The sequence below is a fragment of the Sorangium aterium genome (assembly GCF_028368935.1).
GTDB classification, from domain to species: Bacteria; Myxococcota_A; Polyangia; order Polyangiales; family Polyangiaceae; genus Sorangium; species Sorangium atrum.
On sequence record NZ_JAQNDK010000003.1, the window covers coordinates 1,013,030 to 1,037,433 of the forward strand.

Consider the following 24,404-nt stretch of genomic DNA (forward strand, 5'->3'; position numbering starts at 1 on the left):
GCGACAACGGCGCATGGCGCGGCTCACCGTCGTTGCGCTGGATGCACGCACGAGGCGACTCGAGCCCAGCCCGTCGCGCAGTCCGGGTCGCGCGTGAGGTGGCGGCCGCCGAACCAGGCCGGCGCCGCGCCTCCTCCGCGCGCCGCGAGACCAGCAACGACAATGCCATTTGCCCGGACCCGCCTGCCGACGGCTCACGTGTGTGGCTGGGGGCTGCGCAGCGCTCGTGGCGTGGACATCCTCATCGCGGCGCGTCGTGGCGCCGCGACGTCAACCCCGGGTTGACGTGCTTGACAGCAAGGACGGCTCCCGTGTCAACCGCGTGTTGACCGGCAGCCGTCTGCCGCGAGCTTCGCCGGCGCTCAGCCCTTCCAGCCGGGCGGCGGCTTGGCGAAGCCGGTCTCGGCGGGGAAGGGGCTGGCGGTCTCGCGCTGGTGCAGCCCGTCCACGTCGATGCCGAGCGCCCTCAGCCCGTCGCGCTGCTCGTAGCGGATCACCAGCACGGCGGCGGGCTTGGGTGTCGCCCGGGTGAACTGCGTCGACGTGATGCGCGACTCGCGCCGCTCGCCGAACGTCGTGCCGAGTCCCTTCGGCGCCGCGGGGGCCGGCGCGGCGCCCGGCGCGGGGGCTGGCGGCGGAGCAGCAGGCGCGGGCGCGGGCGGTCCAAACCCCGGAGCCGGCGGCGGCAGTCCACCGCCCTGCGGCCCGCCGAACGCCGGCGGGGGCGGCGCGAAGGGCGGCGGGGGTGGCGGCGGCGGGGGCGCGAATTCCTCGAACACCGCCAGGCCGATGACACCCACGTTGCGGGGCTTGCCGATCTGCGCGGCGTACGACTGCTCGATGCTCCCGAACCGGAACGTCGCGACCTCGGTGTGGCTGATGCGAAACCCGGTGAAATCGAACGACTCGTGCGCCCTGATCACCAGGCCGCGGGCGTCGAATGACGCGTCCTTGCCGCTCTGCACGTCGAGGCCGTCGACCGTGGGCACCACCTCGACGCGCGCGCCCGTCAGGTTCCGCACGCGCAGCGCATAGCGCTGGCCCGACCGCCCCTCGACATAGGTCGTCTCTCGATGGACAAACTCCCGCGTCGGCGTGAGCGCGCCGCCCTCCTCGACGAGCAGCTCCACCTCGACGATCCCCTTCAGGTCTCGCATCTCGATGCCCCTCTTCCTGAGCCGTCGCGCGCCCTCGCGCGGCGGCGAGCGTCCAGACACTACGTGAACCCGCTGGGCGCCAGCGTGTCAAGGCGCCGGGCGGGCGCGGGCCTCGCTGCCCGCTCGCTTCCCCATACCGCCCGCCCGCGGCTCGCGCTATCAACGCACCTGCGCGAGGCGCGGACGACGCCCGCCGCTCGCAGTCCTCGCATGTTTCGCATGGTCGCCGCATGATCGCCGTGGTCGCAGAGAAGCCCGCCGTTGCCCGCGACATCGCCGCGGTGCTCGGGGCCTCGAAGCGCGCCGAGGGCTTCCTCGAGGGCGGCGGCTACGTCGTCACGTGGGCGATCGGGCACCTCGTCGCCATCGCCGAGCCGCACCAGATCGACCCCGCCTGGAAGCGCTGGCGCCTCGACCTCCTCCCGATGCTTCCCGGCCAGTTCCCGCTCGTCGTCCTCCCCGGGACGCGAGCCCAGTTCGAGATCGTCCGGAAGGTCCTGGGCCGGCGCGACGTCGACCGCGTCGTCTGCGCCACGGACGCCGGCCGCGAGGGCGAGCTCATCTTCCGGTACCTCTACGAGGCGGCCGGGTGCAAGAAGCCGGTCGAGCGGCTCTGGATCTCGTCCCTCACGCCCGACGCCATCCGGGACGGGCTCCGGCGGCTGCGGGACGCGCGCGGCTACGACGGCCTCGCCGACGCGGCGCGCGGGCGTAGCCGGGCCGACTGGCTCGTCGGCATGAACCTCTCGCGCGCCTACAGCCTGGTCTTCGACCAGGATCTCTCGGTCGGCCGTGTGCAGACGCCGACGCTGTCCATGGTCGTCGAGCGCGAGCTCGCGATCCGGCGGTTCGTCCCCGAGCCGTACCTCGAGGTCGTCGCGACCTTCTGCCCGCTCCGGGAGGACGGCTCGGGCGCGGCCGACGAGTCCTACAAGGGCACGTATTTCAACGACAAACCGCTCCCCGGCGAGCCGCCGGCCGCCGGCGGGCCGCCGAGCGCCGGCGAGCGGCCCGAGACGGCGCCGTCGCGGAGGCGCCTGCCGCCGGACGGCGAGGAGGCGCGGCGCATCATCGAGCGGGCCCGGCGCGGCGAGGCGCGCATCGAGGCGGTCCGATCGGAGTCTCGCCGCCTCCCGCCGCCGCTGCTCTACGACCTGACCGAGCTCCAGCGGCACGCCAACCGCCTTTACGGCTTCTCTGCGCAGAAGACGCTGGAGGTGGCCCAGGCGCTGTACGAGCGCAGGAAGCTCATCAGCTATCCGCGCACCGACAGCCGGCACCTCTCGACGGACGTCGCGGCCACGCTCGGCGCGGTGGTGCAGGCGATCGAGGGCTCGTATCGGGGGATGCTCGCCCCGGGGACGGGGGCTCGGCCGCTCGGCAAGCGCTTCGTCGACGACGGCAAGGTCGGGGATCACCACGCCATCATCCCCACGGGGGCTCGTTCCTCGCGCGCGGAGCTCTCGACCGACGAGCAGAAGATCTTCGATCTCATCTGCCGGCGCCTCCTCTCGGCGTGGCACGAGGATCACGTCACCTCGATCACCACCGTCATCACCGCGATCACCACGCGCGGCGGCGCGGGCGCGCGCGGCGGCGAGCCGATCGTGGACCGCTACCACAGCGCGGGCAGCGTCGTGGAGAAGGTCGGGTGGAAGGTGCTCGACATCGGCTTCGGCAAGCCGCCTGCGAGGCCTGGCAAGAAGGCGGAACCGGACGGTGATGGGCCCGACGCGCGCGACGGGGGAGCGGGCGAGGGCGAGCGCGAGACCGCGGATCAGCGGCTCCCGCCTGGGCTCGCGAAAGGGCAGGTGCAGCTCGTGCTGGACGCGGAGGCGCAGGCCAAGAAGACGCGCCCGCCGCCGCGCTTCACCGAGGCCACGCTGCTCACCGCCATGGAGACCGCGGGCAGCAGCCTCGAAGAGAAGGAGCTCTCCGAGGCGATGAAGGACTCGGGCCTCGGCACGCCGGCCACGCGGGCCGCGATCATCGAGACGCTCCTCCGGCGCGAGTACATCGTGCGCAAGGGCAAGCTGCTGCACGCGACCGACAAGGGCGTCGGGCTGATCGAGGTCGTCCACGCGGACGTGAAGAGCCCCGCGATGACGGGCGCCTGGGAGGCGAAGCTCGCCCGCATGGCCCGGGGCAAGGGCGATCTGCCGTCGTTCATGGCGGACATCGAGTCGTACGTGCGCCACGTGGTCGCGGAGGTGAGCGGGGCGCGGCGCGCAGCAGGGGACGGTGCGCTTTCCCCGGAGGTCGGGGCATCGCCGTTCCAGGAGCGCGGCGAGGCGCGGTCGCGCGAGAAGAGGGGCGGCGCCGCGGCCGCTGCGCCGGGGACCGGTCGAGGCCGCGAGGCGACGCCTCGCCGTGCTCCGGGCAGCAGCGCAGGGGTCGGGCCGGGCGATGCATCGCCTGGCGCGCTGCAGGCGGTCGCGGCGGCTGCAGCATCGGCGCCGGCTCGGGCGCAGGCGCGGTCGCGCGCGGCGGCGGCGCCGTCGCCAGCGCGACCTGCGGCGGCCGGGGCGACGGCGCGCCGTGTGGCGGTAGCGCCGTCGCTCGCGCGACCTGCGGCAGCGACGTCGCCGCCGGCGCGACATGCGGCGGTAGCATCGATGCCCGCGCGACCTGTGGCAGCGACGTCGCCGCCGGCGCGCCCCGCCGCGGTAGCGCCGTCGCCTGCGCGACCGGTGGCAGCGACGTCGCCGCCGGCGCGCCCCGCCGCGGTAGCGCCGTCGCCCGCGCGCGCGGCGGCCGTCGGGTCCTCCCCGGCGCGTGGGGTGGGCGCCGCGTCCTCGCCGGCGGTCACCTCGTCGCCAGCGCGCCGGCCGGAGGATCTCGTCGAGCTGCTCCACCAATGCTTCGGCTTCAGCGCCTTCCGCCCCTACCAGGAGGCCGTCTGCCGGACGGCGGCCGCGGGGAGCGACGTGCTGCTCGTCATGCCCACGGGCGCCGGCAAATCGCTCTGTTACCAGCTCCCCGGCATCGCCCGCGGCGGCACGACGCTCGTCGTGAGCCCGCTCATCGCGCTCATGGAGGATCAGGCCTCGAAGCTCCGGGCGTGCGGCTTCGCCGCCGAGCGGATCCACTCCGGCCGGAGCCGGGCCGAGTCCCGGAAGGCCTGCATCGATTACCTCGAAGGCGCGCTCGACTTCCTCTTCATCGCCCCCGAGCGGCTCCGCGTGCCCGGGTTTCCCGAGATGCTCGCACGCCGGAAGCCCGTGCTGGTCGCCGTCGACGAGGCCCATTGCATCTCGAAATGGGGCCACGACTTCCGCCCTGATTACCGGATGCTCGGGCAGCGGCTCCCGGCGCTCCGTCCGGCGCCGGTCATCGCGCTGACCGCCACCGCCACGCCGGTCGTGCAGGACGACATCGTCGAGCAGCTCGGCCTCGCGTCCGCGGCGCGGTTCATCCATGGCTTCAGGCGGAGCAACCTGGGTATCGAGATCCTCGAGGTCAGCCCGGGAGAGCGCCTGAACCGGGTGCGCGCGCTGCTCCGCCAGGAGGGCCGGACGCCGGCCATCGTCTATGCGCCGACGCGGAAGGAGGCCGAGGCGCTCGCCGCCGGCCTCTCGGAGGATCTCCCGGCCGAGGCGTACCATGCGGGCCTCGCCGCCCCGGTGCGGGACCGGATCCAGGCGGCCTTTCTGGACGGCAGCACCGAGATCATCGTCGCCACGATCGCCTTCGGCATGGGCATCGACAAGCCCGATGTCCGCACGGTCGTCCACGCCGGGCTGCCCGGGAGCGTCGAGGGCTATTACCAGGAGATCGGCCGCGCTGGCCGCGACGGGCTCCCCTCGCGGGCCGTGCTGATGCACTCGTATGTCGACCGGCGAATGCACGAGTTCTTCCACGAGCGCGACTACCCAGATCCGGCGATGCTCCAGCGGATCGAAGAGGTCCTGTCGGACGAGCCCCGCCCGAAGGAGGCGATCCTGGGTGATCTCGGAGTGGATCCCGACGTGGCGGACAAGGCGCTCGAGAAGCTCTGGATCCACGGCGGCGCGCGCGTGGATCCGGACGGGGGCGTCGCCCTGGGCGAGCCGGGTTGGCGCGGGCCTTACGAGGCGCAGCGGCGCCACAAGCTCGCCGAGCTCGTGCAGATGGCGCGGTTCACCGAGGGCCACGGCTGCCGCATGCTCCACCTGGTCCGCCATTTCGGCGACCAGGAGGACACGGGCGAGCCCTGCGGCCTCTGCGACGTCTGCGCGCCTGCCGCCTGCGCCGCGCGGGAGTTCCGGGCGCCGAGCCGCGACGAGGCGCAGGCGATCGCGAAGATCATGGCGGCGCTTCGCGAGAGCGAGCAGCCGACAGGCCGGCTCTACCGCGAGGCGTTTGCCGACGGCTCGCTCGAGCGGCGCGACTTCGAGCACCTCCTCGGCGGGCTCGTGCGGGCGGGCCTCGTCTGCGTGCGCGAGGACTCGTTCGAGAAGGCGGGCGAGCTCATCACGTACCAGCGCGCGTCGCTCACGTCGCGCGGCCTCCTCGGTGGGCCGCGCGGCGCGAGCGATGTCGTGAGCGACGTCCCGCTCGCGAAGCTCCCGCCGAAGGTGAAGAAGCGGCAGAGCGCGAAGTCCTCGGACGCGCGGAGGGCGTTCTTCGCCCGCAAGGCGCAGCGGAAGAAGGGGCGGGCGCGCTGAGTGGCGCGCGGGCGGCGCTCAGCGGAAGACGCCGAAGTGGCCGAGCACCCACCAGAGCAGGACGAAGATGAGGATGGTGCTGAAGCACCCGCCGCCGAGCTTCTTCGCGCCGTAGCCTGCCGCGATCCCACGCAGAATCTTGCTCATCGAATGACCTCCGGCCCCGTGTCGGGGTGCTCGATGAGCGAAGCAACGTGGGTGCCACACCCTGCGGGCTCCGGCGGGGCGAGATGTTCCCGTGGAGAGGCGATGACTTGGCTTGCAGGGCGGCAAGCACAGCGGCGTACGCGCCACAGTGGGGCGTTTCGCGACGACCTAACCGCGCGAGCTGCGCGAAGCGTTACGGTTGCTGCGGCGCGAGGTACCGAGCGCTGCCCGTTCCCGGAGCAACATCACCGGCCCAGCTTCGCGATGACGAGGCGCGTCCGGTCCCCGTCGCTGGTGCCGGGTAGCGGTCCCGTGCCGAAGTCGGCGTGCGGAGCGGTGGTCGTGCCCGCGATGAGCGTCTCGCCGTCCGGTGAGGTGGCGACCACGCGCAGCATGTCTTCGCCCGTGTTCTCCGTGAGGTGATTCCATAGGAGCTCTGCATCGGGCGTGAACTTGGCGACGAAGGCGTTCTGACGTCCCTGTGCTTTCAATGGGCCGTTGCCGAAGTCGATCTCGCCCTCGGCAGTGCCGACAACAACGAGATTACCATAAGGATCCCGAGTGACTCCAAATGCGTGCTGTTCGCTGGCAGCCTCTCCGAACCCGCGCAACCATCGGGGCATCCCGGTCGCCTCTAGCTGCAGCACGAAGACGTTGCTGTCGGTTCCGGCTCCTCCGGTTACTGTGTGCTCGCCAATCTGCATCTTCTGAGAAAACGAGCCCACTATCACAGGACGGCTTGACAGATCCACCGTGATGCCCATCGGATGTGCGGGGCCTGAGCCAGGCCCGTTGAACGCTCTGGCCCACACGGGCTTCCCGGCCGATGTCAGCTTGACGACAAATTGGGTGCCATTGACTCGGAGCGGCACATTGTCAGTGCCGAAATTGATCGTCTCCTCCGACCAGCCGAGGAAGAAGATGTTCTTCGAGCTATCGACCGCAACAGCAGTGGCAGCTTCATACCATGACGAGCCATTGAACGTGCGCACCCAGTAGCCCGGTCCGCTCACGCGCCCGTTGGCACCGTCGAGCTTCGCCACGAGGATGTCCTCGCCGTCGGGCGTGATCGGTCCCTCACCAAGATCGATGGGCAGGCTGAATCTCCCCGTGACGATGATGTCGTCGCTCGAGTCAATGGCGATTCCGGTGAGTGTGCCGCGGCCTCCCAAGCCTTTGCTCCAAACATGCTCGCCCGATGCGTCAAGTCGGACGATGAACGGACCCTCCGGAAGCGGTCCACCGCCGAAGTCAACTCCCCCCTGAGGGCTCTCGCCGATCAGAACTGGGTTTCCCTTGGAGTCGATGGCAAGGTCCGTGACACCGTCCACGCCGAAATCGCCGAACTTCTTCGCCCAGAGAGGGACGCCGGCCGGGCTCAGCTTGAGGATCAGCACATCGCTCACCTCACTCGCAGAGGAGAAGGATTCCTCTGCGATCGTGATCGTCCCTGAAAGGCCTGCGCTGACGAACACGTTTCCCTCAGCGTCACTCTCAACGGCCAAAGGCCAGGCGCTGCCATGTTGCTCGAACCCGGTTGCCCAGACGATGCATTCGAATCCATCGCAGTTCTCGTCGTCCGCGGCATCGCAGCGCTCCACCGCGGGGACGACCTCGCCCTCACAGGCGGCCCAGGTCCCGTCGGCGCCGCAGGTACGCGTTCCCTCCCGGCACGCGCCCCTGTTCCTGGTGCCCAGTGGGCCGGCGTAGCACACCTCCGAAGCGTCCGGCGTGCACGTGGGCGCCTCCTCCTCAGCGCCTCCCGCGCCGCCGGCGCCCATGGGGTGAGCACCCCCCAGACCGCCGGCACCCGTGCCGCCCGGCGCCTGGTCGGAGAACTCGTCGAGACCGAGGAACTGCGCGCACCCGCTGGCGCACAGGCCCAGACCGAGGAGGGAAGCGAGCGCGGAAGGTCGTACTTGTCGTTGCATGGGCTTGTGCGCGCCCGGAAGCCGCAAGGCGAGGTTCCCGACGCTAGCGCGGAGGATATCACACTGACGGAGCGCGCAGGAGCCTGGTTTCGATCATCGCCGGGACGAGCCGGGCTCTCGTCCTAGCCTCGGACGCCTCGCGCCCGAGCGCCATAGCCGAGGACCGAGAGCCCTATTCGTGCCGAGAGCCGGCGTAGCGCCGCGCGAGGGAGGATGCGCGAGAGCTGGGCCGTGGCCTTGCTCAATGCGGTCGGGATGGCGACCACGTTGCCGCGCTCGGCCGCCGCGATGGCGTAGGCCGCGCAGCCCTCGGCCGTGAGCTCGAACGGCAGCTTTCTGCGCGGCACGCCGGGCGCGCCTACGTCGAAGATCTCCGTGGTCACCGGCCCTGGGCACAGCGCTGTCACCGTGACGCCGGTTCCCTCGAGCTCCACGGCCAGGCTCTCCGAGAGCGAAAGTACGAACGCCTTGGTCGCTCCATACACCGCATGTCCCGGGGTCGGTTGGAACGCGGCGAGCGACGCGACGTTGAGCACGCGCCCTCCGCCGCGGGCCACCAGGTCGGGGACGATCGCCGCGCAGAGCGCGACGACGCTCTCGCAGTTGAGTCGCACCAGCATCGCCAGCGCCGCCGGGTCGCCCTCCAGAAAGGGTCCGAGCCGCGTCGTTCCCGCGTTGTTGACCAGCCAGGCCGCGCCGCCCAGCTCGCGCGCCCGATCCCGCACGCGGAGGGCTGCGCCCTCGGTGGTGACGTCGAGCTCGAGCGGGTGAATGGGCGCGTGCCCGGCGGCGCCCGCCTGCGCGGAGAGCTCCTCCAGCCGGTGCGCCCGCCGGCCGATGGCGAGCACCGGCTGCCCGCGCGCCGAGAGCTGCCGTGCGATCTCCGCGCCGATGCCGGACGAGGCGCCTGTGACGATGGCGAGGCCCGAGGTCATGATCATGGACGCTATCCTTTACGCCGCGCCGCCCTTGATCGCGAGCGGGCTGTTGGCCCTGGCGTACGGGCGCGCCACGGCCGTTACCGCCGGACTGCTCGCCGCACCGCGCCACGACGATCAGAACGCCATGGGTGCGTCATCCAGCACGGGCGGCCCCCCGACGCCGCGCGAGAGGTCGATTTCGTGGCGTTCTTGTCACAGTGGCTCATGCCGCCCACCGCGGCGCGGTCGATCGCCCGCGCGGTTCGCCGGCCGTCCCACACGCAGGGGACGTCGGAGCATCGGGTGGTAGAGGACCGTCCCCTACATCAGGAGCGGGCGTTTTGCCGCCTTCTTCTTGCAGAACGCTGCGCGCAGCGGCTAGCCTGTGAAGCGTGCTTTCGACTTCGGGTGCTGAGGACCCGCGGGCAGCGCAGCGGACCCGCGAGCGAGTCATGCGCATTCGATGCGTCGAGCTGGCCACGGCCGCCCTGTGTGCGCTGTTGCCGTTGCCCGTGCATGCGCAGGTGGAGAAGCCGACGCCGCAGCCGGTCGTCGTTTCGGCGCCCGCTCTTGAGGAGCTGCCGGAGGTCGAGGGCACCGGGCTCTGCGCCGCGTCGGTCATCCCGAGCGGGCCGCAAGAGACGCCGGCAAACCTCTTTATGAACGACTTCATAGGAGGAACCAATAAACTCATCGACGATCACAAGGAAGATCGCCTCGAGTACACCATTCGAACGCTCCTTGATCTGAGCAACAACAACGCCGCCGACGAGGACCCCGGCGACGAGGACGCCCCGCGGAGTTTCGGCGACTTCAGGCCGATGTCGCCGGATTGCGGGATCGGCGGCTGCAGCTTCCCGTGGGACGATCGCCCTGACCGTACGAAAATCGTCTATGGCTCCCGTATTCGCGGGTTTCTGGCCGTCACGGAGGAGCTCGTCCGCAAGCCGGTCCATTTCGGCCTGTACGCCGACGATGCCGTGAGCCTCGCGTTTTACGATGCCGTCACGAGCGAGAAGGTGGTCCTTCTCCAGCCGGCGGAGCTCGGCCTGCCGGTCTGGCGCCTCACGAACACCGTCACCTTCGACAAGCCAGGCCTGTACCCGCTCGAGATCAACTACGCGGAGATCGCCGAGCACGCGGCGCTCGAGATGTCCTATCTCGTCGGGGAGTTCGATGACTTCCACCGCGCTGCTGAAGTGGATCCCGTGAAGCTGAACGAGAACGGCTTCACCGTCTTCCGGCCGGCGCAGTTCTTCCAGACGCTGGCCGGCTCGCCGTCGTTCCCGGATCTGGACCAGTGCCAGCAGTGCGAGCGCAGGTTCGTCGGCCTGCCCAACAACAACGGCTGTCCTGGGAGCTACTACTGCAACGAGGCCGCCCTCTGCGCCCCGTGCGACACGGCGCTCCACTGCGGCGAGTCGTGCTCGCGCTGCCTGAACGACACGCCGTTCTGCATCGATCTCAACGGCAGCCGCGCGTGCGCCGAGTGCCGCACCAGCGAGGACTGCCGCGACGGCTTCGTCTGCGACCCCGAGTCGCACGAATGCAAGGAGGAGTACGAGTGCAACATCGACCCGGACTGCCCGCGGGGCGAGATCTGCGTCGAGCACTCCTGCGTCCCGTGCGACACGGCCGATCGGTGCGCCGGCAACTCCTGCAACTGCTGTCCGAACGGCATCAGCGGCGCCCAGATGAACTGCGCCGCGGTCGAGCCGGGCGGCGTCGCGATGTGCGTCGAGTGCCTCGTCGACGACGAGTGCCCCGACGGCAAGAAGTGCCACACCCCGACGGGCCACTGCGTCGACGAGATTCCGAGCAACGCGCAGCCGAACTGCTGCGGTGAGGGCTGCGTCGACTGCATGCACCCCGAGGACCCGAACGACCCGCAGTCGCCCCCGGTGCCGTTCTGCCTCCCCGGGCCCGTCGGGACGGCGTGCGCCGCGTGCCGCAACGACATGGATTGCGCCGACGGCCAGTACTGCCTGAGCGGCGAGTGCAAGGAGTGCGTCAAGGATCGGCGCTGCGGGCCGCGCTGCGAGAGCTGCGGCGGCGACACGCCGTTCTGCTTCGGACAGTTCTCCGAGGTCGCGGTCTGCGTGCGCTGCACGTCGGACGAGCAGTGCGCCGGCACGACCTGCAACCGCGAGACCCACGAGTGCGACCCGGGGTGCATGGCGACCTGCGCCGAGGACACGCCGCACTGCGACGGCGAAAAGTGCGTCGAGTGCTACGCCGACACGCAGTGTCCGTGCGGCAACACCTGCGACCTCGCGACGAACACCTGCGACGTCTCCTGCAAGTCGAACCTGGACTGCCTCGGCAACGAGCACTGCCGCTGGACCGACGAGGCGGACGCCAAGGAGTGCGCGCTCGGCCCGATGCCCGACAACGTCGCGTGCGGCGGCACCCTCGCCGAGATCTGCAGCGTATCGGTCGTCGGCCAGAAGGGCGCCGATCCGCGGGCCGCCGGGCTCGTCGCCCTCGCAGCGCTGGCGCTGCTCGAGCGAAAGCGCCGCCGGCGCAGCGGAGGTGCCTCGTGAGAACGCGTCCGCTGCTCGCCCCGCTCCTCGCGCTGTCGGCGCTCCTCGCCGGGGGCCCCGCGCTCGCCGAGGAGGGGCGCTTCGATGCCCAGGTCTTCCGCCCGGCTGCGGCCCCGCGCGATCTCGTGATGGTCCAGAAGTCCGAGGTCATCGGGAACCTCTCGCCGACCGTCGGCCTCTACAGCGACATCGCGGCCGACCCGCTCGTGCTGCTCGTCGCGGGCGACGACACGAGGCAGGCCGTCGACGCCATCTCGGGGCGGCTCGAGCTCGCCTTGCTCGCGGGCATCGGCTTCTTCGACGTGTTCGACGTCACGATGACCATGCCGCTCGTCCTCTTCCAGGAGGGCGGCAACCTCCGCCGCTTCGGCACCGAGGGGTCGGTCAAGAGCTCCTCGGTCGGCGATCTCCGCCTGTCCACGAAGATCTCGCTCCCGTACCTGAACCGGAAGGAGCAGGTCAAGGAGGGGTTCGGGATGGCCATCGCGGGCAACCTCAACTTCCCCACGGGCGACCAGAACGCGTTCACCAGCGACGGCGCGCTGAGCGGCGGCGCGACGCTCATCGGCGACTACCGGTTCAACTTCGGGCTGCTCCTCGCCGCGAACGCTGGCATCTGGCTGCGGCCCGACAACCAGTTCGCGGGCGTGCGCGTCGGCGACATGGCGCAGTTCGGCGTGGCGGCCGAGCAGTACGTCGTTCAGAGCTGGGGCCTGTCGGTCATCGGCGAGGTGTACGGCTACCCCTCGCTCACGAGCTACCCCGACGACCCGGGGCAGATCCCCGCGGAGGCGCTCCTCGGGCTGCGCTGGCAGACCAAGCACGGCATCACGATCACCTTCGGCGGGAGCTTCGGCGCGGCGTGCGGCTTCGGCGCGCCCTCCATCCGCTTCTTCAACGTCATCACGTGGCAGCCGAAGACGTCCCAGGAGCAGGAGGAGATCAACCGCCTGCAGCAGCGCGACAACGACGATCCGGATCGCGACGGCCTCATCGGCGCCGCGGACCGCTGCCCCGACGTGCCCGGGAGCCCCGAGAATTTCGGCTGTCCGGACCTGGACACCGACGGCGACGGCATCTTCGATCGCGACGACAAGTGCCCCGACAAGCCCGCCGGTCCGCACGGGAAGGACGGCTGTCCGCTCGCCTTCATCCGGGGCGACGAGATCGTGATCACCGAGCAGGTCCACTTCGCGACCGACAAGGACATCATCCTCGAGGACTCGAACTCGACCCTCGAAGCGGTCGCGCAGGTGCTGATCGACAACCCCGACATCCGCGAGGTGCGGATCGAGGGCCACACCGACGTGCGCGCGACCGACCTGTACAACATGGCCCTGTCCCAGCGCCGCGTGGCGAGCGTCATGGCGTACCTGATCGCGAAGGGCGTCGATCCCTCGCGGCTCCAGGCGGTCGGCTACGGGCACACGCAGCCGATCTACGACGACACCGGCTGCCAGGGGCACGACGATCAGCTGTCGCCCGATTGCCAGTTCATGACGTCGAAGAACCGGCGCGTCGTCTTCCGCATCCTGCGCTACGGCGCCGCGGGGGCGAAGCCGCTCACCGGCGCGCCCGAGGGGGGCGAGCAGCTCCTGCCGTCCGGCGGGGTGCTGCCGCAGAAGACCCAGGGCACGCTGCCGAACCAGGGCACGCTGCCAGGGCAGGGGGTCCTCAAGTCGAACGTGCTGCCGAGCGGCGGATCCGCTCTTCCGCCTGCAGGCGGGGCGCCCGGCGGTGCGGCGCCGCTGCCGAACCGCGGCAACGCGGGCGGTCTTCCGAGCAATACGGGCGTGCTGCCGCGATCCGGTACCCCTGCGCCGGCACCCGCGCCCGCGCCGTCCTCGTCGAGCCAGCCGCCTGCTCCTGGAGGCGGGGGGAGTCGCTAGGAGGCGTCGATCCTCGGGCCTACGGAGATTGATGGAAGGGGGCTCGATGGCGGTCGAGCGCGCATGCGAGAAGAGCAGGCGTAGCTCGATCCCGAGCGCCTCGGGGAGGAGAGGGGAGCTGGACGTCAGGTAGGAGGCCGCGCGCGGCGCTGACGTCTTCTGGTGCGCTTACTTCTTCGGCGCGGGCTTCACGGGCGCCGATGACGTGGCGGGCTTGGCCGACGACGGCGGGGCGGGCGTCGGCAGCGCGGCAGAGGAGGCAGGCTTGGCCGATGACGGCGGGGTGGACGACAGGGGCTTCGCCCCCGGCTTGCCGGGCTTGGCCGAGGTCGCAGGCGCGGGCGCGTCATCGTACGGCTCGTCGGATGCAGCAGGAGGAGCAGCAGGCTGCTCTGCCGGCGGCGCCTCCGGCTCGGCAGGCGCGGCCGAGTCGGCGGGCGGCGTCGCCGGGTGCAACGTCAACGGCTTCGCCTCTCCCTCGGTGCGGCGGACCCAGATCACCGCCGTCCCGCTCGCGACGCTGGCATAGCGGCCGTCCTCGGTGCGGATCTCCTCGTTGACCGCCTCGATGACCGCGTCGCCGCCGACGCCGCACGCGGCCTTGCGGAGCGACTCGAGGCGCTCCGCCTCCGTGCGGGCCGTCGGATCGCTCGCGATCGGCTGAAGGCGATGGTATTCGCGATCGGGCAGCTGGCCCGCCGGCACGACGTGCATGTCGCTGCAGAACTCGCCGGAAGGCGTGCGTTTGTCTCGGAAAGCGGTGCTGCAACCGGCGATGAGCGCGGCACCCAGGGCCGCCGAGAGGAGGAGGCGCTGCATGCTGCCTTCTTACCAGCGATGCGACGCGCGATGCAAACCCCGTGCATCATGGACGCAGCCGACGTGCGCCGGGGACGCCAGCCGACCCGGCGGCACGCCGCCTTTCGCAGGTTGCTCGGGGGGTGCATCCGCGCCTGACGCCGTGCGCGTCACCGGGCCGCCACGCCACGTCGCCGCCGCCGCCATCGCCCCATCCAAGGTTCCGATCTCGTGAACGCCTGGCTATGCTTCGCGGCGCGATGCGCCAGCTCGAGCGATCCGCTCCTCTCGGCTTCCTCACCTTCCTCGGCGCGGCGCTCGCCGCCGCGTGCGGCGCCCCTCAGGCGGCGACGCACGCCGCTCCGGACAGCGCCGCCCGTGCCGAGGAGAGCGCCTCGAGCGCCGCAGCGTGCCTCGCAGCCGCCAGCGCGCCGCGGCAGGCCCGCCCCGGCGAGCCGCCGCGGATCGGCGTGAAGCACATCCTCGTCCGCTATGCCGGCGCCGATCGCGCCGAGGGCACGACGCGCACACGCGAGGAGGCGTGCCTGCGCGCGATGGAGGCGCGCGACAGGATCCGTGGGGGCGCCGACTTCGGCGAGGTGGTGGCGCAGTACAGCGACGAGGCCGGCGCAGCGTCGCGCGGCGGCTCGCTCGGCACCGTGGAGCGCGCCGACGTCCTGCCGCCGTTCGCCGACGCGGCGTTCGAGCTCGACATCCAGCAGCTCAGCGACGTCGTGGAGACCCGCTATGGCTTCCACGTGATCTTCAGGACGGAATAGCCCTCCTGCCGAGAGCGAGCCTCCCGCCGGAGACCTCGCTGCCTGCCCGCGCGAGGCCTCGCCTCGCGGGCCACGCCTCGCCACGGCGCCTCGCGAGACGGCGCCTCGCGAGCCACGCCTCGCGGGCCGAGCGCGCAAGGGTTGCGTTCCCGGCGGAGGCGCAGCATGAAGCACCCATGCGCGCTCACAAGCTCCTCGCCGCCTTCGCCGTGATGATCGCCTCGCCAGCGCTGCTGATCGCGGCGTGCAAGTCCAGCGACGAGCCGGAGGAGGTCACCCCGGCGCCAGGCGCCGTCACGGCGCCGACCGCGACGGCGCCGCCGCCCGCAGCGACCGGGACCGCGCCGGCCGCGACGCCGACCCCGGCCGCGCCTCCAGCGACCACGACGGCCGCCCCGACCCCTGCCGCCCCGGCGGCCCCGAAGCCTGACGCGGGCGCGCCGAAGGACGCGGGCGCGCCGACGGACGGCGGCACCGCCACCACGGCCGACGCGGGGGCGCTCTCGGCCAAGCTCGCGGCGTGCGCCGCGAAGTGCCAGTCGATCCTCCAGACCTGCCTCACGCCGAAGTTCCCCGCGGACGGCGGCCTGCCCGCGCTCGCCGATCCGGCGGCGTGCCAGAGCTCGTTCGACTCCTGCCGCACCGCCTGCGCGCCGTAGCTCCCGCCCCGCCTCGACGAGGCCGGCTCCAGCGCCGCCGCCGGCCTACTTCTTCTGGGCGGCGCCAGCTGACGCGCTCGGCAGCGTCATCCGGAAGAGCGCCCCGCCGGCCGCGCCGGTGGTCACCGTGATGTCGCCGCTCATCGCCTCGACGAGGTGCTTCGCGATGGACAGGCCGAGCCCGGTGCCGCCCGACGCGCGAGAGCGGCCCGGATCCACCCGGTAGAACCGATCGAAGACGCGGGCCTGGTGCACCGGGGGGATGCCCGGACCGTCGTCCTCGACCTCCAGGACGACGCGCCCGTTCGCGGCCCGCGCGCGCACCACCACGTGCGAGCCGTTCGGCGTGTGGTGGATCGCGTTGTCGACGAGGTTGGTCAAGATCTGGTCGAGCGCGCGCGGATCCGCCGCGACGAGCGTGCCGGGCGCCACGTCGATCTTCACGTCGGTGTCCCTCTCCATGGCGCGCCCGCGCAGGAGCGCCACCGCCGCCTCCGCCTGCACCGAGAGGTCGAGGGTGCCCGGCGAGAGCGGCCGCTCGCCGCCCTCGATGCGCGACAGGTCGAGCAGATCGTCCACCAGCCGGTGCAGCCGGGTCGCGTTCCGCTCGATCACCTCGACGAAATCGCGCGCGGCCTCCGGGTCGTCGAGCGCGCCGCCGAGCAGCGTCTCGCTGCTCGCGCGGATCGACGCGACCGGCGTGCGGAGCTCGTGCGACGCGTTGGCGATGAAGTTGCGCTGCAGGCCCTCGATGCGCCGCAGCTCCGTCACGTCGAAGAAGACGGCGACGACCCCCGCCGCCCCGCGGCTCTGCGCCGGCAGCGCGAGCGGCGCGGCGTTCACGAGCAGGATCCTGCGCCCAGGGGGCCCGGCCGCGCCTGGCGCCGCGGGCGCGATCTCGATCTCGCGCGTCGCCGCCGCGCGCGCGAGCGCGACCTCCTCAAGGAGCTCGTGCAGGCTCGACGAGCGCAGCACCTCGAGCGGCGGGCGGCCGACCGGGTCCCTGCGGATGCCGAGCAGCTGCGAGAGCGCCGGGTTGACCAGCGTGATGTCGCCCTTCTCGTCCGTGACGAGCACGCCCTCGCGCATCGACTCGAGCACCGCGCCGAAGCGCTCGCCCTCGCCCCCGAGCTCGCGCCGCGACAGCTCCAGGCTCTCGGCGAGGTCGTCGAGCGCGCCGCCGAGCGTGGCGATCTCGTCGCGCCCCTGCATGCGCGCGCGCCGGCCCAGGTCGGCCCGCATCTCCCGCGCGACGCCCGTCAGGTAGACGAGCCGCCCGGAGAGGGCGCGCGCCCCCGCGAGCGCCGCGGCGACGGCGAGCGCCAGGGCCAGGATCGTGCCCTCCACCACGCGCGTGCGGGCGGCGGACAGGCTGCGATCGATCGCGACCGGCTCGAACGCGACCCGCACCACCCACGGCCCGTCCGGGCGATCGAGCCGCTGCGCGGCGTAGAGCATCCGCATCTGCGTCGTCTTGCTCACGCGCTCGCTGCGCCCCGTGCCCAGGTGCCGCGCCTCGGCGACCTCGTCGCGCGTCGCGTGCGTCTCGAGCTGGCCGAGCCCCTCCGGCGCGACCGACGAGTCGCCCCGCACCGCGCCTCGCGGATCGATCAACGTGACGCGCGCTCCGGCGACCTTCGACAGCGCCGCCGCGAGGGCGGGCGCCTCGGCCGCGAGATCGCCTGATCTCGCGGCGACCTCGGTGACGAGCGCCGTCCGCGTCGTCAGGTTGGCCTCCGTGTGCGCCGAGAGCTCTGCTCCGAGCGTCTTCAGGACATAGCCGTCGAACACCAACGCCGCGAGGATCGCGATCCCCACCGCGAACGCGATGAGCTTGCTTCTTATACCCATGTCACCCGCGCGCCGGACCCACGCCGCGCGCGACGTGGGCGAAGATCCTTAGGTTACCTGCTTTTGTCCGTTCCATGACGACTCGTTGACGTGATGCGGGGAGACGGGTAAACGCCCGGCCCCATGGGATTAACCCGTGACGCCGTCTTCTTCGACGCGCTGGCCAACCACGCACGGCAGAGCGTCGCAGCGAGCGAGCTCCTCCTGGAGATGCTCGACAGGCTCGACGAAGCCCCGGCCCTGGTGCAGCGGATCTCCGACCTCGAGGACGAGGCCGACAAGATCACCCACGAGTGTCTGGCCGCCCTCCACCAGACGTGGATCACGCCGCTCGATCGCGAGGAGATCCACGCGCTCATCACCCGCCTCGACGACGTGCTCGACTGCATCGAGGCGGCGAGCGTGAGGCTCGTGCTCTTCGAGATCACGAGCGCCCTGCCGGACGCGCGGCTGCTCGCGCAGGATGTCGTCGACGCGTGCACCGTCATGAGCTCCGCCATCCAGTCCCTCAGGGATCTGAAGAAACAGCCGACCCTCCTCGAGCTCTGCGTCGAGATCAACAAGATCGAGAACGCAGCGGATAGGCACTACCGCAACGGGTTGGCGGCGCTCTTCAAGAAGGGGAACGACCCGCTCTTCGTGATGAAGTGGCGCGACATCTATGACCTCTTGGAGCACGCGACCGACCGCTGCGAGGACGTCGCGAACATCATCGAGGGCATCGTGCTCGAGCACGCATGACGACCTACATCCTCGCCATCCTCATCATCGCGCTGGTGTTTGATTACATCAACGGCTTTCACGACGCCGCGAACTCGATCGCCACGGTCGTCTCGACGCGCGTCCTGTCGCCGCGCACCGCGGTGCTCTGGGCAGCCGCCTTCAACTTCATCGCGTTCGCGCTGTTCGAGCCCACGGTGGCGCGGAACATCGCGAAGGGCGTCGAGCCGGGGTTCATCACGCCGAACGTCATCCTCGGCGGCCTGCTCGGCGCGATCATCTGGAACCTGCTCACGTGGTGGTGGGGGCTGCCGTCGTCGTCGTCGCACGCGCTCATGGGCGCGTTCGCCGGGGCGGCGGTGAAGAGCGCGGGGCGGCTGTCGGTGCTCGACGCGACGGTCTTCGGCAAAACCGCGGCGTTCATCCTCGTCTCGCCCTTGCTCGGCGCTGTCATCGGGTTCTCGCTCATGCACGCCATCCGGCGGCTCGCGCGGGGCTGGACCGCCGGCAAAGTGAGCTCCCGGTTCCGGCGGCTACAGCTGCTCTCCGCCGCCGCTTACTCGCTCGGGCACGGCGGCAACGACGCCCAGAAGACGATGGGCATCATCACGGCGCTCCTCATCTCCGCGGGCCTCCAGGAGGGCGGCAAGGACCCGAAGCCGATGCTCTGGGTCGTGCTCGTCTGCCACGCGGCCATGGGCCTCGGCACGCTCTCCGGCGGCTGGCGCATCGTGAAGACCATGGGGATGAAGATCACGAAGCTGAAGCCGGTGGGCGGCTTCGCGGCCGAGACGGCCGGCGCGGCGACGCTGTTCAGCGCCACCGCGCTCGGCATCCCCGTGAGCACGACCCACACGATCACGGGCGCGATCGTCGGGGTCGGCGCCACGAGCGGGCGCATCTCCGCGGTCCGCTGGGGCGTCGCCGGGCGCATCGTCTGGGCCTGGATCTTCACGATCCCCGCCTCGGCCGCCCTCGCCGCGGTCGCCTACACCGTCGCGAACGTCATCAGCGGCCAGCCCTGACCGCGCAGGCGAGCGCGGCGCCGCGCGGCGTGACGCCACGCAGGCGAGCCGGCGCCTCGCTCGCGCTCCAGACGGCGGCGCTCGCGGCGCGCCCCGGGACTTACGAAGCGCGCCGCGGATCTCCATAGCGCGACCATGCGGGCGCTCGTGATGGGGGCGACGGGGGCGCCGGGAGGGGCGGTCGCGCGGGCGCTGCTCGCCCGCGGGCACCGCGTCCGCGCGTTCTCCGCCAGGCCTGGCGATCCGACAGCGGCGCGGCTCATCGAGCTCGGCGTCGAGATCGTTCAGGGCAGCGCAGACGAGCCCCGCTCGATCGCGCGCGCGGCGGCCGGCGTCGACGCGGTCTTCGCCATGGGCTCGCCGCTCGAGGGCGGGCTCGCGGCCGCCGAGGCGGAGCTGCGGCTCGGCCTCGCCGCCGCCGAGGCCGCGAGGGCGGCGGGCGGCGCGCACCTCGTCTACACGTCGGTCGCGAGCGCCGACCGGGGCACGGGCGTCCCCCACTTCGAGGGCAAGGCGACCGTCGAGCGGTACATCACGGCGCTCGGCGTGCCCTGCACGATCCTCGCCCCGGTCTGCCTGATGGAGAGCCTGCTCGCGCCCGCGGCGCTCCTCGGCCTCCGGCGCGGCGTGTACGCGGCCCCGCTCCCGGCGGGCTGCCCGCTGCAGCAGATCGCGGCGGACGATGTGGGTCGGTTCGCGGCGCTCGTGCTCGAGCGCCGGGGCGATTTCCTCGGGCGCCGCATCGAGCTCGCGTCCGACGAGCTCACCGGCGCCGAGGCCGTCTCGGTGCTGTCCCGCGTGGCCGGCCGCGAGATCCGCTACGCCGAGGTGCCGCTCGCCGAGGTGCGCGCGCGCAGCGAGGACCTCACGGCCATGCTCCGCTGGCTCACGCGCGTCGGCCACGGCGTGGACCTCGGGGCGCTCCACGCCGCCTACCCGGAGGTCGGGTGGCGGCGGTTCGAGGACTGGGCGCGCGAGCACCTCGCCGGCGCGCTGACCCGAGCGGTCGCGTGAAGCTGCGAGGGCGTCGCGTCGGTCCGGCGCGTGGTCCACCCGGCCCGCGCGGGGCTCACCCGGCCCGCGCGGGCGCGGAGCTCATCCGACGTGCGACGGAGCGCGGCTCGGTCGGGCCGCCCCGAGGCTGATGAAGTGGTCGAGGATCCAGGTCTTGAAGCGGTTCAGGTCGAGCCGGTCGAGCAGCGGCAGGAACGCCCGCTCCACCCCGTCCTCGCGACGTATGGAGGCGAAGTCGAGCACGCCGACGTCGTTCGCGGCGAGCACGTACGGCATCACCTCGGTGCGCCCCTCGTCGAAGGCCGCGAGCAGCAGCGACCCCTTGAGGAAGGCGGCCGAGACGTCGAGGAAGGCGGGGCGGATGCCGCGGATGTACCGGCTGAACGGCTCCGCGATCACGCGTTTGTCCGGCGAGTCGCGGAGGCCCGCGCCCTCGAGCTGCATCTTCAGGTAGTCGCTCGCCGACACGCCGGGGTGCTCCTTGCGGCGGCGCTCGGCCTCGTAGCCCTCGGCGACGATCACGAGCGCGTAGTCGGCGCGCTTGAGGCCGTCGGCGAGCTCGCTCAGCACGTCCTGGGGGAAGCGGAAGAAGGGGAGCACGATGAGGTGCGCCCGGGCAGCCACCGCGCAGTGCAGCGCGTGCCGCCCGCTGCGGTTGCCCATCATCTCGAGGATGTAGATGCGCTTGTGCGTGTAGGCGTCCTCGTAGAGCCCGCGCGCGATGGTCGCGCCCGTCTCCACGCCGGACAGGAAGCCGATCGCGCGATCGCCCTCCAGATCGTTGTCGATGGAGACGTTCACGAAGCCGGCCTGCGGGCGCACCTCGAACTCGTCGAGCCACGCCTTGATGCCCTCGAACGTGCCGTTGCCGCCGACGCAGATGAGGTGCGTGAACCCCTGCGCCTTGAAGGTCGCGGCGGCCTGCTTGCGCTTCTCGCGATCGAGGAAGCCGGAGTAGCGCTCGCTGCGGAAATCGCTGCCCGCGTCGAGCACGCGCCGCCCCATCGAGCGCGCGGGGATGCCCTGCGCGAGCAGGTCGTAGCGCTGGCGGCGGCTCATGATGAGGCGCTCGAACTGGGGCTGGGCGCGCGCGTCCGCGGTCAGGGAGCGGAAGCCCTCGGTCGCGGCCCACACCTCGTAACCTCGCCGCGCCGCCTCTTCCGTCAGCGCGACGGCGACCGAGGAGTAGCCAGGGGCGTTGCCGCCGTCGAAGACGAGCAGCAGGCGCTTGTCCGATGCCGGGAGGGTGTCGGGACGTCCGAACTCGACGATGCTGGTCATGGCGCCGGCCTTCTACCACGCGACGACGAGGTTGGCTGAGCGATTGTCACGCGATCGAACTCGTTGTTTGACGACGCCGGGCGTTGGACGACAGCGCCGCGCGGCGTCGAGCGAGCGCGCCGCGCCGCGTGGCGCTCCGCGCGTGCGCCGTTCACCCCGTGTTGCGCATGCCGGCGGCGATGCCGTTCAGCGTGAGCAGGAGCGAGCGATCGCGCCCCGAGTCCCCGCCGCGGCTCGCCCGCAGGAGCTCGACTTGCAGGAATGAAAGGGGGTCGACGTAAGGATTGCGCAGCGAGATGGATCGCTGGAGCGTCGGGTTGCCCTCGAGCAGCCGCCGGTTGCCCGTGAGCCGCTTGAGCCACGACCGCGTCCGCTTGTATTCCGCGATGATCCTCGGCGCGACCGCCTTGCGCGCGGCGGCCGGCGCGAGCTCCGCGTAGCCCGCGAAGATCGTCATGTCGGCCTTCGCGAGCACCATCTCGACGTTGTCGATGACCGCCCGGAAGAACGGCCACGACGCCATCATCTCCTTCAGCAGCTCCGCGCCCTCGGGGCGCTGCCCCATCGCCTCCAGGCCGCTGCCGACGCCGTACCACCCCGGGAGGATGGCCCGGTTCTGCGTCCACGCGAAGACCCACGGGATCGCGCGCAGCGACTCCAGGCCGCCCGCGCGCCGCTTGCTCGGGCGCGAGCCGAGCGGCAGGCGCGCGATCTCGTCGATCGGGGTCACGGCCGTGAAGAACTCCACGAACTTGGGCTCCTCCCAGACGAGCCCGCGGTAGGCGCGCCGGCCCGTCTCGGCGAGCTCGTCGAACGCCGCGGCGTAGCGCAGCTCGGACGCCGTGGGCGGCCGCGGCTGCGCGCCCAGCGTGTGCAGGAGGACGCCGCTCAGCATGATCTCCAGCGTGCGCATCGCGAGCTCGGGGCGGGCGTACTTGTGGTCGAGCGCCTCTCCCTGCTCGGTCGCCTTGTAGCGGCCGCCGACGCTGCCGGCCGGCAGGGCGAGCAGCGCCTGGTGGGCCGGTCCGCCGCCGCGCGCCACCGACTCGCCGCGGCCGTGGAAGACGCGGAGCGGCAGCTCCGCCTCCGCGGCGATCTTCGGCAGCGTCTCCTGCACGCGCCGCAGCGCCGCGCTCGCCGCGAGCAGGCCGACCTCCTTGCCCGAGTCGCTGTAGCCGATCATCACCTCCTGCACGCCGCGCGCGAGGACGTGCGGCCGGTACTCCGGGTGCGCGAGCAGCGCCCGCAGGATCCTCGCGCTGTCGTTCAACGCGGCGAGCGACTCGAACAGCGGGACGACGTCGATCCGCGCGCACGAGCGCGCCTCGTCCCACAGCCCGGCGGCCTTCGCGGACGCGAGGGCGGCGAGGACGTCGTCCTCGCTGTGGGTCATCGACAGCACGAGCGTGCGGCAGGACGACTCGCCGCCGTCGCGCTGCGCCGCGGCGATGCGCTGCAGCGCCTCGAACACGCGGCGCGCCTCGGGCGTCATCTGCGCCGGCTCGACGCGGCCCTCCGCGATGCTGGCCGCCGCGGCGCGCGCGTCCTCGGCCGGCGCGCGCATCTCGAGCTCCGCGAGCGCGAACCCGAGCGCGTGCACCTGCGTGAGCAGCGCCCGCGCGCGCCGCTCGCCCGAGCTCGCGCAGCGCGCTGCGCGCAGGCTGTCGGCGACGACCGTGAGGTCGCGCTCGAGCTCCGCGGGCTCGCGGTAGGGGGCCCCGACCGTCGGCTCCTCGGGCCGCACGAACGCGCGCCCCTCGCGCGCGGGGCCCTGCCCGGAGCGCGCGCGCGCCTCGGCGCGGCCGTGCTCCGCGTGCTCGAGCGTGGCGGTGAGTCGCGCCTCGATGAAGTGCAGCTTGCGGCGCCACGGCTCGCCCTCGGTGCGCGGGCCGAAGTGCGCGGCCACCTCGGGCATCGCGGCGGCGTCCTCCTCGATCGACGCGAGCAGCCAGGGCGGCGGCGTGACGTGCCGGACCGACTGCGACAGCGCGCCGCCGAGGTCGCGCACCGCCCGGATGAGCCGGCGCAGCCCGCGGATGCGGTAGGCGAACAGCGCGTCCTCGAGCACGGCGGGCACGACGAGCGGGTTGCCGTCCATGTCGGCGCCGACCCACGAGTGGATCCGGAGCGGCGCGATCTCCGCGTCGAGCGGCTCGCCGTAAGCGGCCTCGAACGCGCGCCCGATCACGGTGGGCAGATCGGGGATCAGATCCCAGAGGATCTCCTCGATGTACCAGGCGACGTTCTTCACCTCGTCGCCGACGGTGGGGCGATCGCGGCGCACCTCGTCGGTCTGCCAGAGCGCGGTGATCTCCTCGCGGATCTCGGCGAGCTTGCGCGCAGACTCGTCGGGCGTCAGCTGGCAGCGGTCGCGCTCCTCGAGGTTCTTCGCGATGCGGTAGAGCTTCTCGAGCACCGTGCGCCGCGCGGCCTCGGTCGGGTGCGCGGTGAGCGTGAGCGTCACGTCGAGCGTCCTGAGCGCGGCGCGCACGCGCTCCGCGGGCACGCCGGCCTTCTTGAGCGTGTGCATCGCGGCCTCGATCGAGCCGCGCTGCGGCCGCGCGCCGGGATCCGTCGCGTACGCGCGCGCGCGGCGGATGCGGTGGTGCTGCTCCGCGAGGTTCACGAGCCGGAAGTAGACGGTGAACGCGCGGATGACGGGCTCGAGGCGATCGTGGGGCAGCTCTGCGAGCAGCTTGCTGAGCTCCGCGGCCGCGTGCGCGCGGCCGTCGCTGGGGCCGCGGCGCCGACGGATGGCGAGCGTGCGAATGCGCTCCTCGATGGCGAAGAGCTCTTCTCCCTCCTGCTCGATCAACACTTCCCCGAGCAGGCGTCCAAGCAGGCGAACTTCTTTGCGAAGAGGTCGATCGACCTCACGACGGCGGGGCGGCATGGCGGCCAGCCTAGCGCGATGCGGCGTAAAACGGACCACCGAGTGTGGTCTGGGCGGATGGTCCGTGGCCTCGAGGGGGTGGGCCCCCCGGGGCGGGGGGGCGCTCCTCGGGGCCGGCCCGGGTGGGCCGGGGTGCGAGCACGGTCCGTGC

At 72.1% G+C, this 24,404-nt stretch carries 16 protein-coding genes; 8 read left to right on the forward strand and 8 right to left on the reverse strand.

What is annotated here, in order from left to right; translation table 11 throughout:
• Positions 1 to 362 precede the first annotated feature (362 nt).
• Positions 363 to 1,157 (reverse strand): hypothetical protein, encoded by a 795-nt coding sequence (locus tag POL72_RS28070; protein WP_272098868.1) that lies wholly within the window; start codon positions 1,155 to 1,157, stop codon positions 363 to 365.
• A 230-nt stretch (positions 1,158 to 1,387) separates the two neighbouring features.
• On the opposite strand from POL72_RS28070, the gene POL72_RS28075 reads away from it, so the two are divergent.
• On the forward strand, positions 1,388 to 5,803 hold the full coding sequence (locus POL72_RS28075) for a DNA topoisomerase 3 (RefSeq protein WP_272098870.1): 4,416 nt from the start codon (positions 1,388 to 1,390) through the stop codon (positions 5,801 to 5,803).
• 18 nt (positions 5,804 to 5,821) lie between these two features.
• Here POL72_RS28075 and POL72_RS28080 read toward each other — a convergent pair whose 3' ends face one another.
• The 3 genes from POL72_RS28080 to POL72_RS28090 all read right to left on the reverse strand — a co-directional run bounded on the left by POL72_RS28080 (position 5,822) and on the right by POL72_RS28090 (position 8,822).
• The gene (locus tag POL72_RS28080) at positions 5,822 to 5,950 is read right to left on the reverse strand and encodes a hypothetical protein (protein WP_272098872.1); all 129 of its coding nucleotides are present in this window, start codon (positions 5,948 to 5,950) and stop codon (positions 5,822 to 5,824) included.
• A gap of 245 nt (positions 5,951 to 6,195) precedes the next feature.
• Positions 6,196 to 7,551 carry a hypothetical protein gene (locus tag POL72_RS28085; protein ID WP_272098874.1) on the reverse strand — a complete coding sequence of 452 codons (1,356 nt, stop codon included), beginning with the start codon at positions 7,549 to 7,551 and terminating at the stop codon, positions 6,196 to 6,198.
• Positions 7,552 to 8,003: 452 nt separating this feature from the next.
• Positions 8,004 to 8,822, reverse strand: a complete 819-nt coding sequence (locus tag POL72_RS28090) for an SDR family NAD(P)-dependent oxidoreductase (protein WP_272098876.1) — start codon at positions 8,820 to 8,822, stop codon at positions 8,004 to 8,006.
• A 431-nt stretch (positions 8,823 to 9,253) separates the two neighbouring features.
• Between POL72_RS28090 and traA the strand changes: the two genes are divergently transcribed.
• Both traA and POL72_RS28100 read left to right on the forward strand, forming a co-directional pair.
• Positions 9,254 to 11,344, forward strand: a complete 2,091-nt coding sequence (traA, locus tag POL72_RS28095) for an outer membrane exchange protein TraA family protein (protein WP_272098878.1) — start codon at positions 9,254 to 9,256, stop codon at positions 11,342 to 11,344.
• Entirely contained in the window at positions 11,341 to 13,233 is a 1,893-nt protein-coding gene (locus POL72_RS28100) for an OmpA family protein (RefSeq protein WP_272098879.1), read from the forward strand. Before traA ends, POL72_RS28100 begins: the two co-directional genes overlap by 4 nt.
• 168 nt (positions 13,234 to 13,401) lie before the next feature.
• Here POL72_RS28100 and POL72_RS28105 read toward each other — a convergent pair whose 3' ends face one another.
• The gene (locus POL72_RS28105; protein ID WP_272098880.1) at positions 13,402 to 14,052 is read right to left on the reverse strand and encodes a hypothetical protein; all 651 of its coding nucleotides are present in this window, start codon (positions 14,050 to 14,052) and stop codon (positions 13,402 to 13,404) included.
• 239 nt (positions 14,053 to 14,291) lie between these two features.
• Between POL72_RS28105 and POL72_RS28110 the strand changes: the two genes are divergently transcribed.
• Both POL72_RS28110 and POL72_RS28115 read left to right on the forward strand, forming a co-directional pair.
• A complete protein-coding gene (locus POL72_RS28110; RefSeq protein WP_272098881.1) occupies positions 14,292 to 14,810 on the forward strand; it encodes a peptidylprolyl isomerase in 519 nt (172 codons plus the stop codon).
• A gap of 176 nt (positions 14,811 to 14,986) precedes the next feature.
• A complete protein-coding gene (locus POL72_RS28115) occupies positions 14,987 to 15,469 on the forward strand; it encodes a hypothetical protein (protein ID WP_272098882.1) in 483 nt (160 codons plus the stop codon).
• A 45-nt stretch (positions 15,470 to 15,514) separates the two neighbouring features.
• On the opposite strand, the gene POL72_RS28120 is transcribed toward POL72_RS28115, so the two are convergent.
• Complete coding sequence (locus POL72_RS28120) at positions 15,515 to 17,320, reverse strand: ATP-binding protein (RefSeq protein ID WP_272098883.1); 1,806 nt, start codon at positions 17,318 to 17,320, stop codon at positions 15,515 to 15,517.
• A gap of 123 nt (positions 17,321 to 17,443) precedes the next feature.
• On the opposite strand from POL72_RS28120, the gene POL72_RS28125 reads away from it, so the two are divergent.
• From POL72_RS28125 to POL72_RS28135, 3 genes are all read left to right on the forward strand, one after another.
• The gene (locus POL72_RS28125; protein WP_272098885.1) at positions 17,444 to 18,061 is read left to right on the forward strand and encodes a DUF47 domain-containing protein; all 618 of its coding nucleotides are present in this window, start codon (positions 17,444 to 17,446) and stop codon (positions 18,059 to 18,061) included.
• Complete coding sequence (locus POL72_RS28130) at positions 18,058 to 19,065, forward strand: inorganic phosphate transporter (protein WP_272098887.1); 1,008 nt, start codon at positions 18,058 to 18,060, stop codon at positions 19,063 to 19,065. Before POL72_RS28125 ends, POL72_RS28130 begins: the two co-directional genes overlap by 4 nt.
• A gap of 135 nt (positions 19,066 to 19,200) precedes the next feature.
• The gene (locus tag POL72_RS28135) at positions 19,201 to 20,079 is read left to right on the forward strand and encodes an NmrA family NAD(P)-binding protein (RefSeq protein WP_272098889.1); all 879 of its coding nucleotides are present in this window, start codon (positions 19,201 to 19,203) and stop codon (positions 20,077 to 20,079) included.
• Positions 20,080 to 20,160: 81 nt separating this feature from the next.
• Here the strand turns inward: POL72_RS28135 and POL72_RS28140 are convergent, their stop codons facing one another.
• Positions 20,161 to 21,360 carry a 6-phosphofructokinase gene (locus POL72_RS28140; protein ID WP_272098891.1) on the reverse strand — a complete coding sequence of 400 codons (1,200 nt, stop codon included), beginning with the start codon at positions 21,358 to 21,360 and terminating at the stop codon, positions 20,161 to 20,163.
• A gap of 151 nt (positions 21,361 to 21,511) precedes the next feature.
• On the reverse strand, positions 21,512 to 24,253 hold the full coding sequence (locus POL72_RS28145; RefSeq protein ID WP_272098893.1) for a phosphoenolpyruvate carboxylase: 2,742 nt from the start codon (positions 24,251 to 24,253) through the stop codon (positions 21,512 to 21,514).
• Positions 24,254 to 24,404: the final 151 nt, after the last annotated feature.

Excerpts from the sequence above, each read along its gene's own strand:
- POL72_RS28120 (WP_272098883.1), bottom strand. The coding sequence starts at position 17,320 with ATGGGTATAAGAAGCAAGCTCATCGCGTTCGCGGTGGGGATCGCGATC.
- POL72_RS28080 (WP_272098872.1), bottom strand. The coding sequence starts at position 5,950 with ATGAGCAAGATTCTGCGTGGGATCGCGGCAGGCTACGGCGCGAAGAAG.
- POL72_RS28145 (WP_272098893.1), bottom strand. The coding sequence starts at position 24,253 with ATGCCGCCCCGCCGTCGTGAGGTCGATCGACCTCTTCGCAAAGAAGTT.
- POL72_RS28125 (WP_272098885.1), top strand. The coding sequence starts at position 17,444 with ATGGGATTAACCCGTGACGCCGTCTTCTTCGACGCGCTGGCCAACCAC.
- POL72_RS28105 (WP_272098880.1), bottom strand. The coding sequence starts at position 14,052 with ATGCAGCGCCTCCTCCTCTCGGCGGCCCTGGGTGCCGCGCTCATCGCC.
- POL72_RS28075 (WP_272098870.1), top strand. The coding sequence starts at position 1,388 with ATGATCGCCGTGGTCGCAGAGAAGCCCGCCGTTGCCCGCGACATCGCC.
- POL72_RS28110 (WP_272098881.1), top strand. The coding sequence starts at position 14,292 with ATGCGCCAGCTCGAGCGATCCGCTCCTCTCGGCTTCCTCACCTTCCTC.
- POL72_RS28070 (WP_272098868.1), bottom strand. The coding sequence starts at position 1,157 with ATGCGAGACCTGAAGGGGATCGTCGAGGTGGAGCTGCTCGTCGAGGAG.
- POL72_RS28135 (WP_272098889.1), top strand. The coding sequence starts at position 19,201 with ATGCGGGCGCTCGTGATGGGGGCGACGGGGGCGCCGGGAGGGGCGGTC.
- POL72_RS28130 (WP_272098887.1), top strand. The coding sequence starts at position 18,058 with ATGACGACCTACATCCTCGCCATCCTCATCATCGCGCTGGTGTTTGAT.
- traA (WP_272098878.1), top strand. The coding sequence starts at position 9,254 with ATGCGCATTCGATGCGTCGAGCTGGCCACGGCCGCCCTGTGTGCGCTG.
- POL72_RS28140 (WP_272098891.1), bottom strand. The coding sequence starts at position 21,360 with ATGACCAGCATCGTCGAGTTCGGACGTCCCGACACCCTCCCGGCATCG.
- POL72_RS28115 (WP_272098882.1), top strand. The coding sequence starts at position 14,987 with ATGCGCGCTCACAAGCTCCTCGCCGCCTTCGCCGTGATGATCGCCTCG.
- POL72_RS28090 (WP_272098876.1), bottom strand. The coding sequence starts at position 8,822 with ATGATCATGACCTCGGGCCTCGCCATCGTCACAGGCGCCTCGTCCGGC.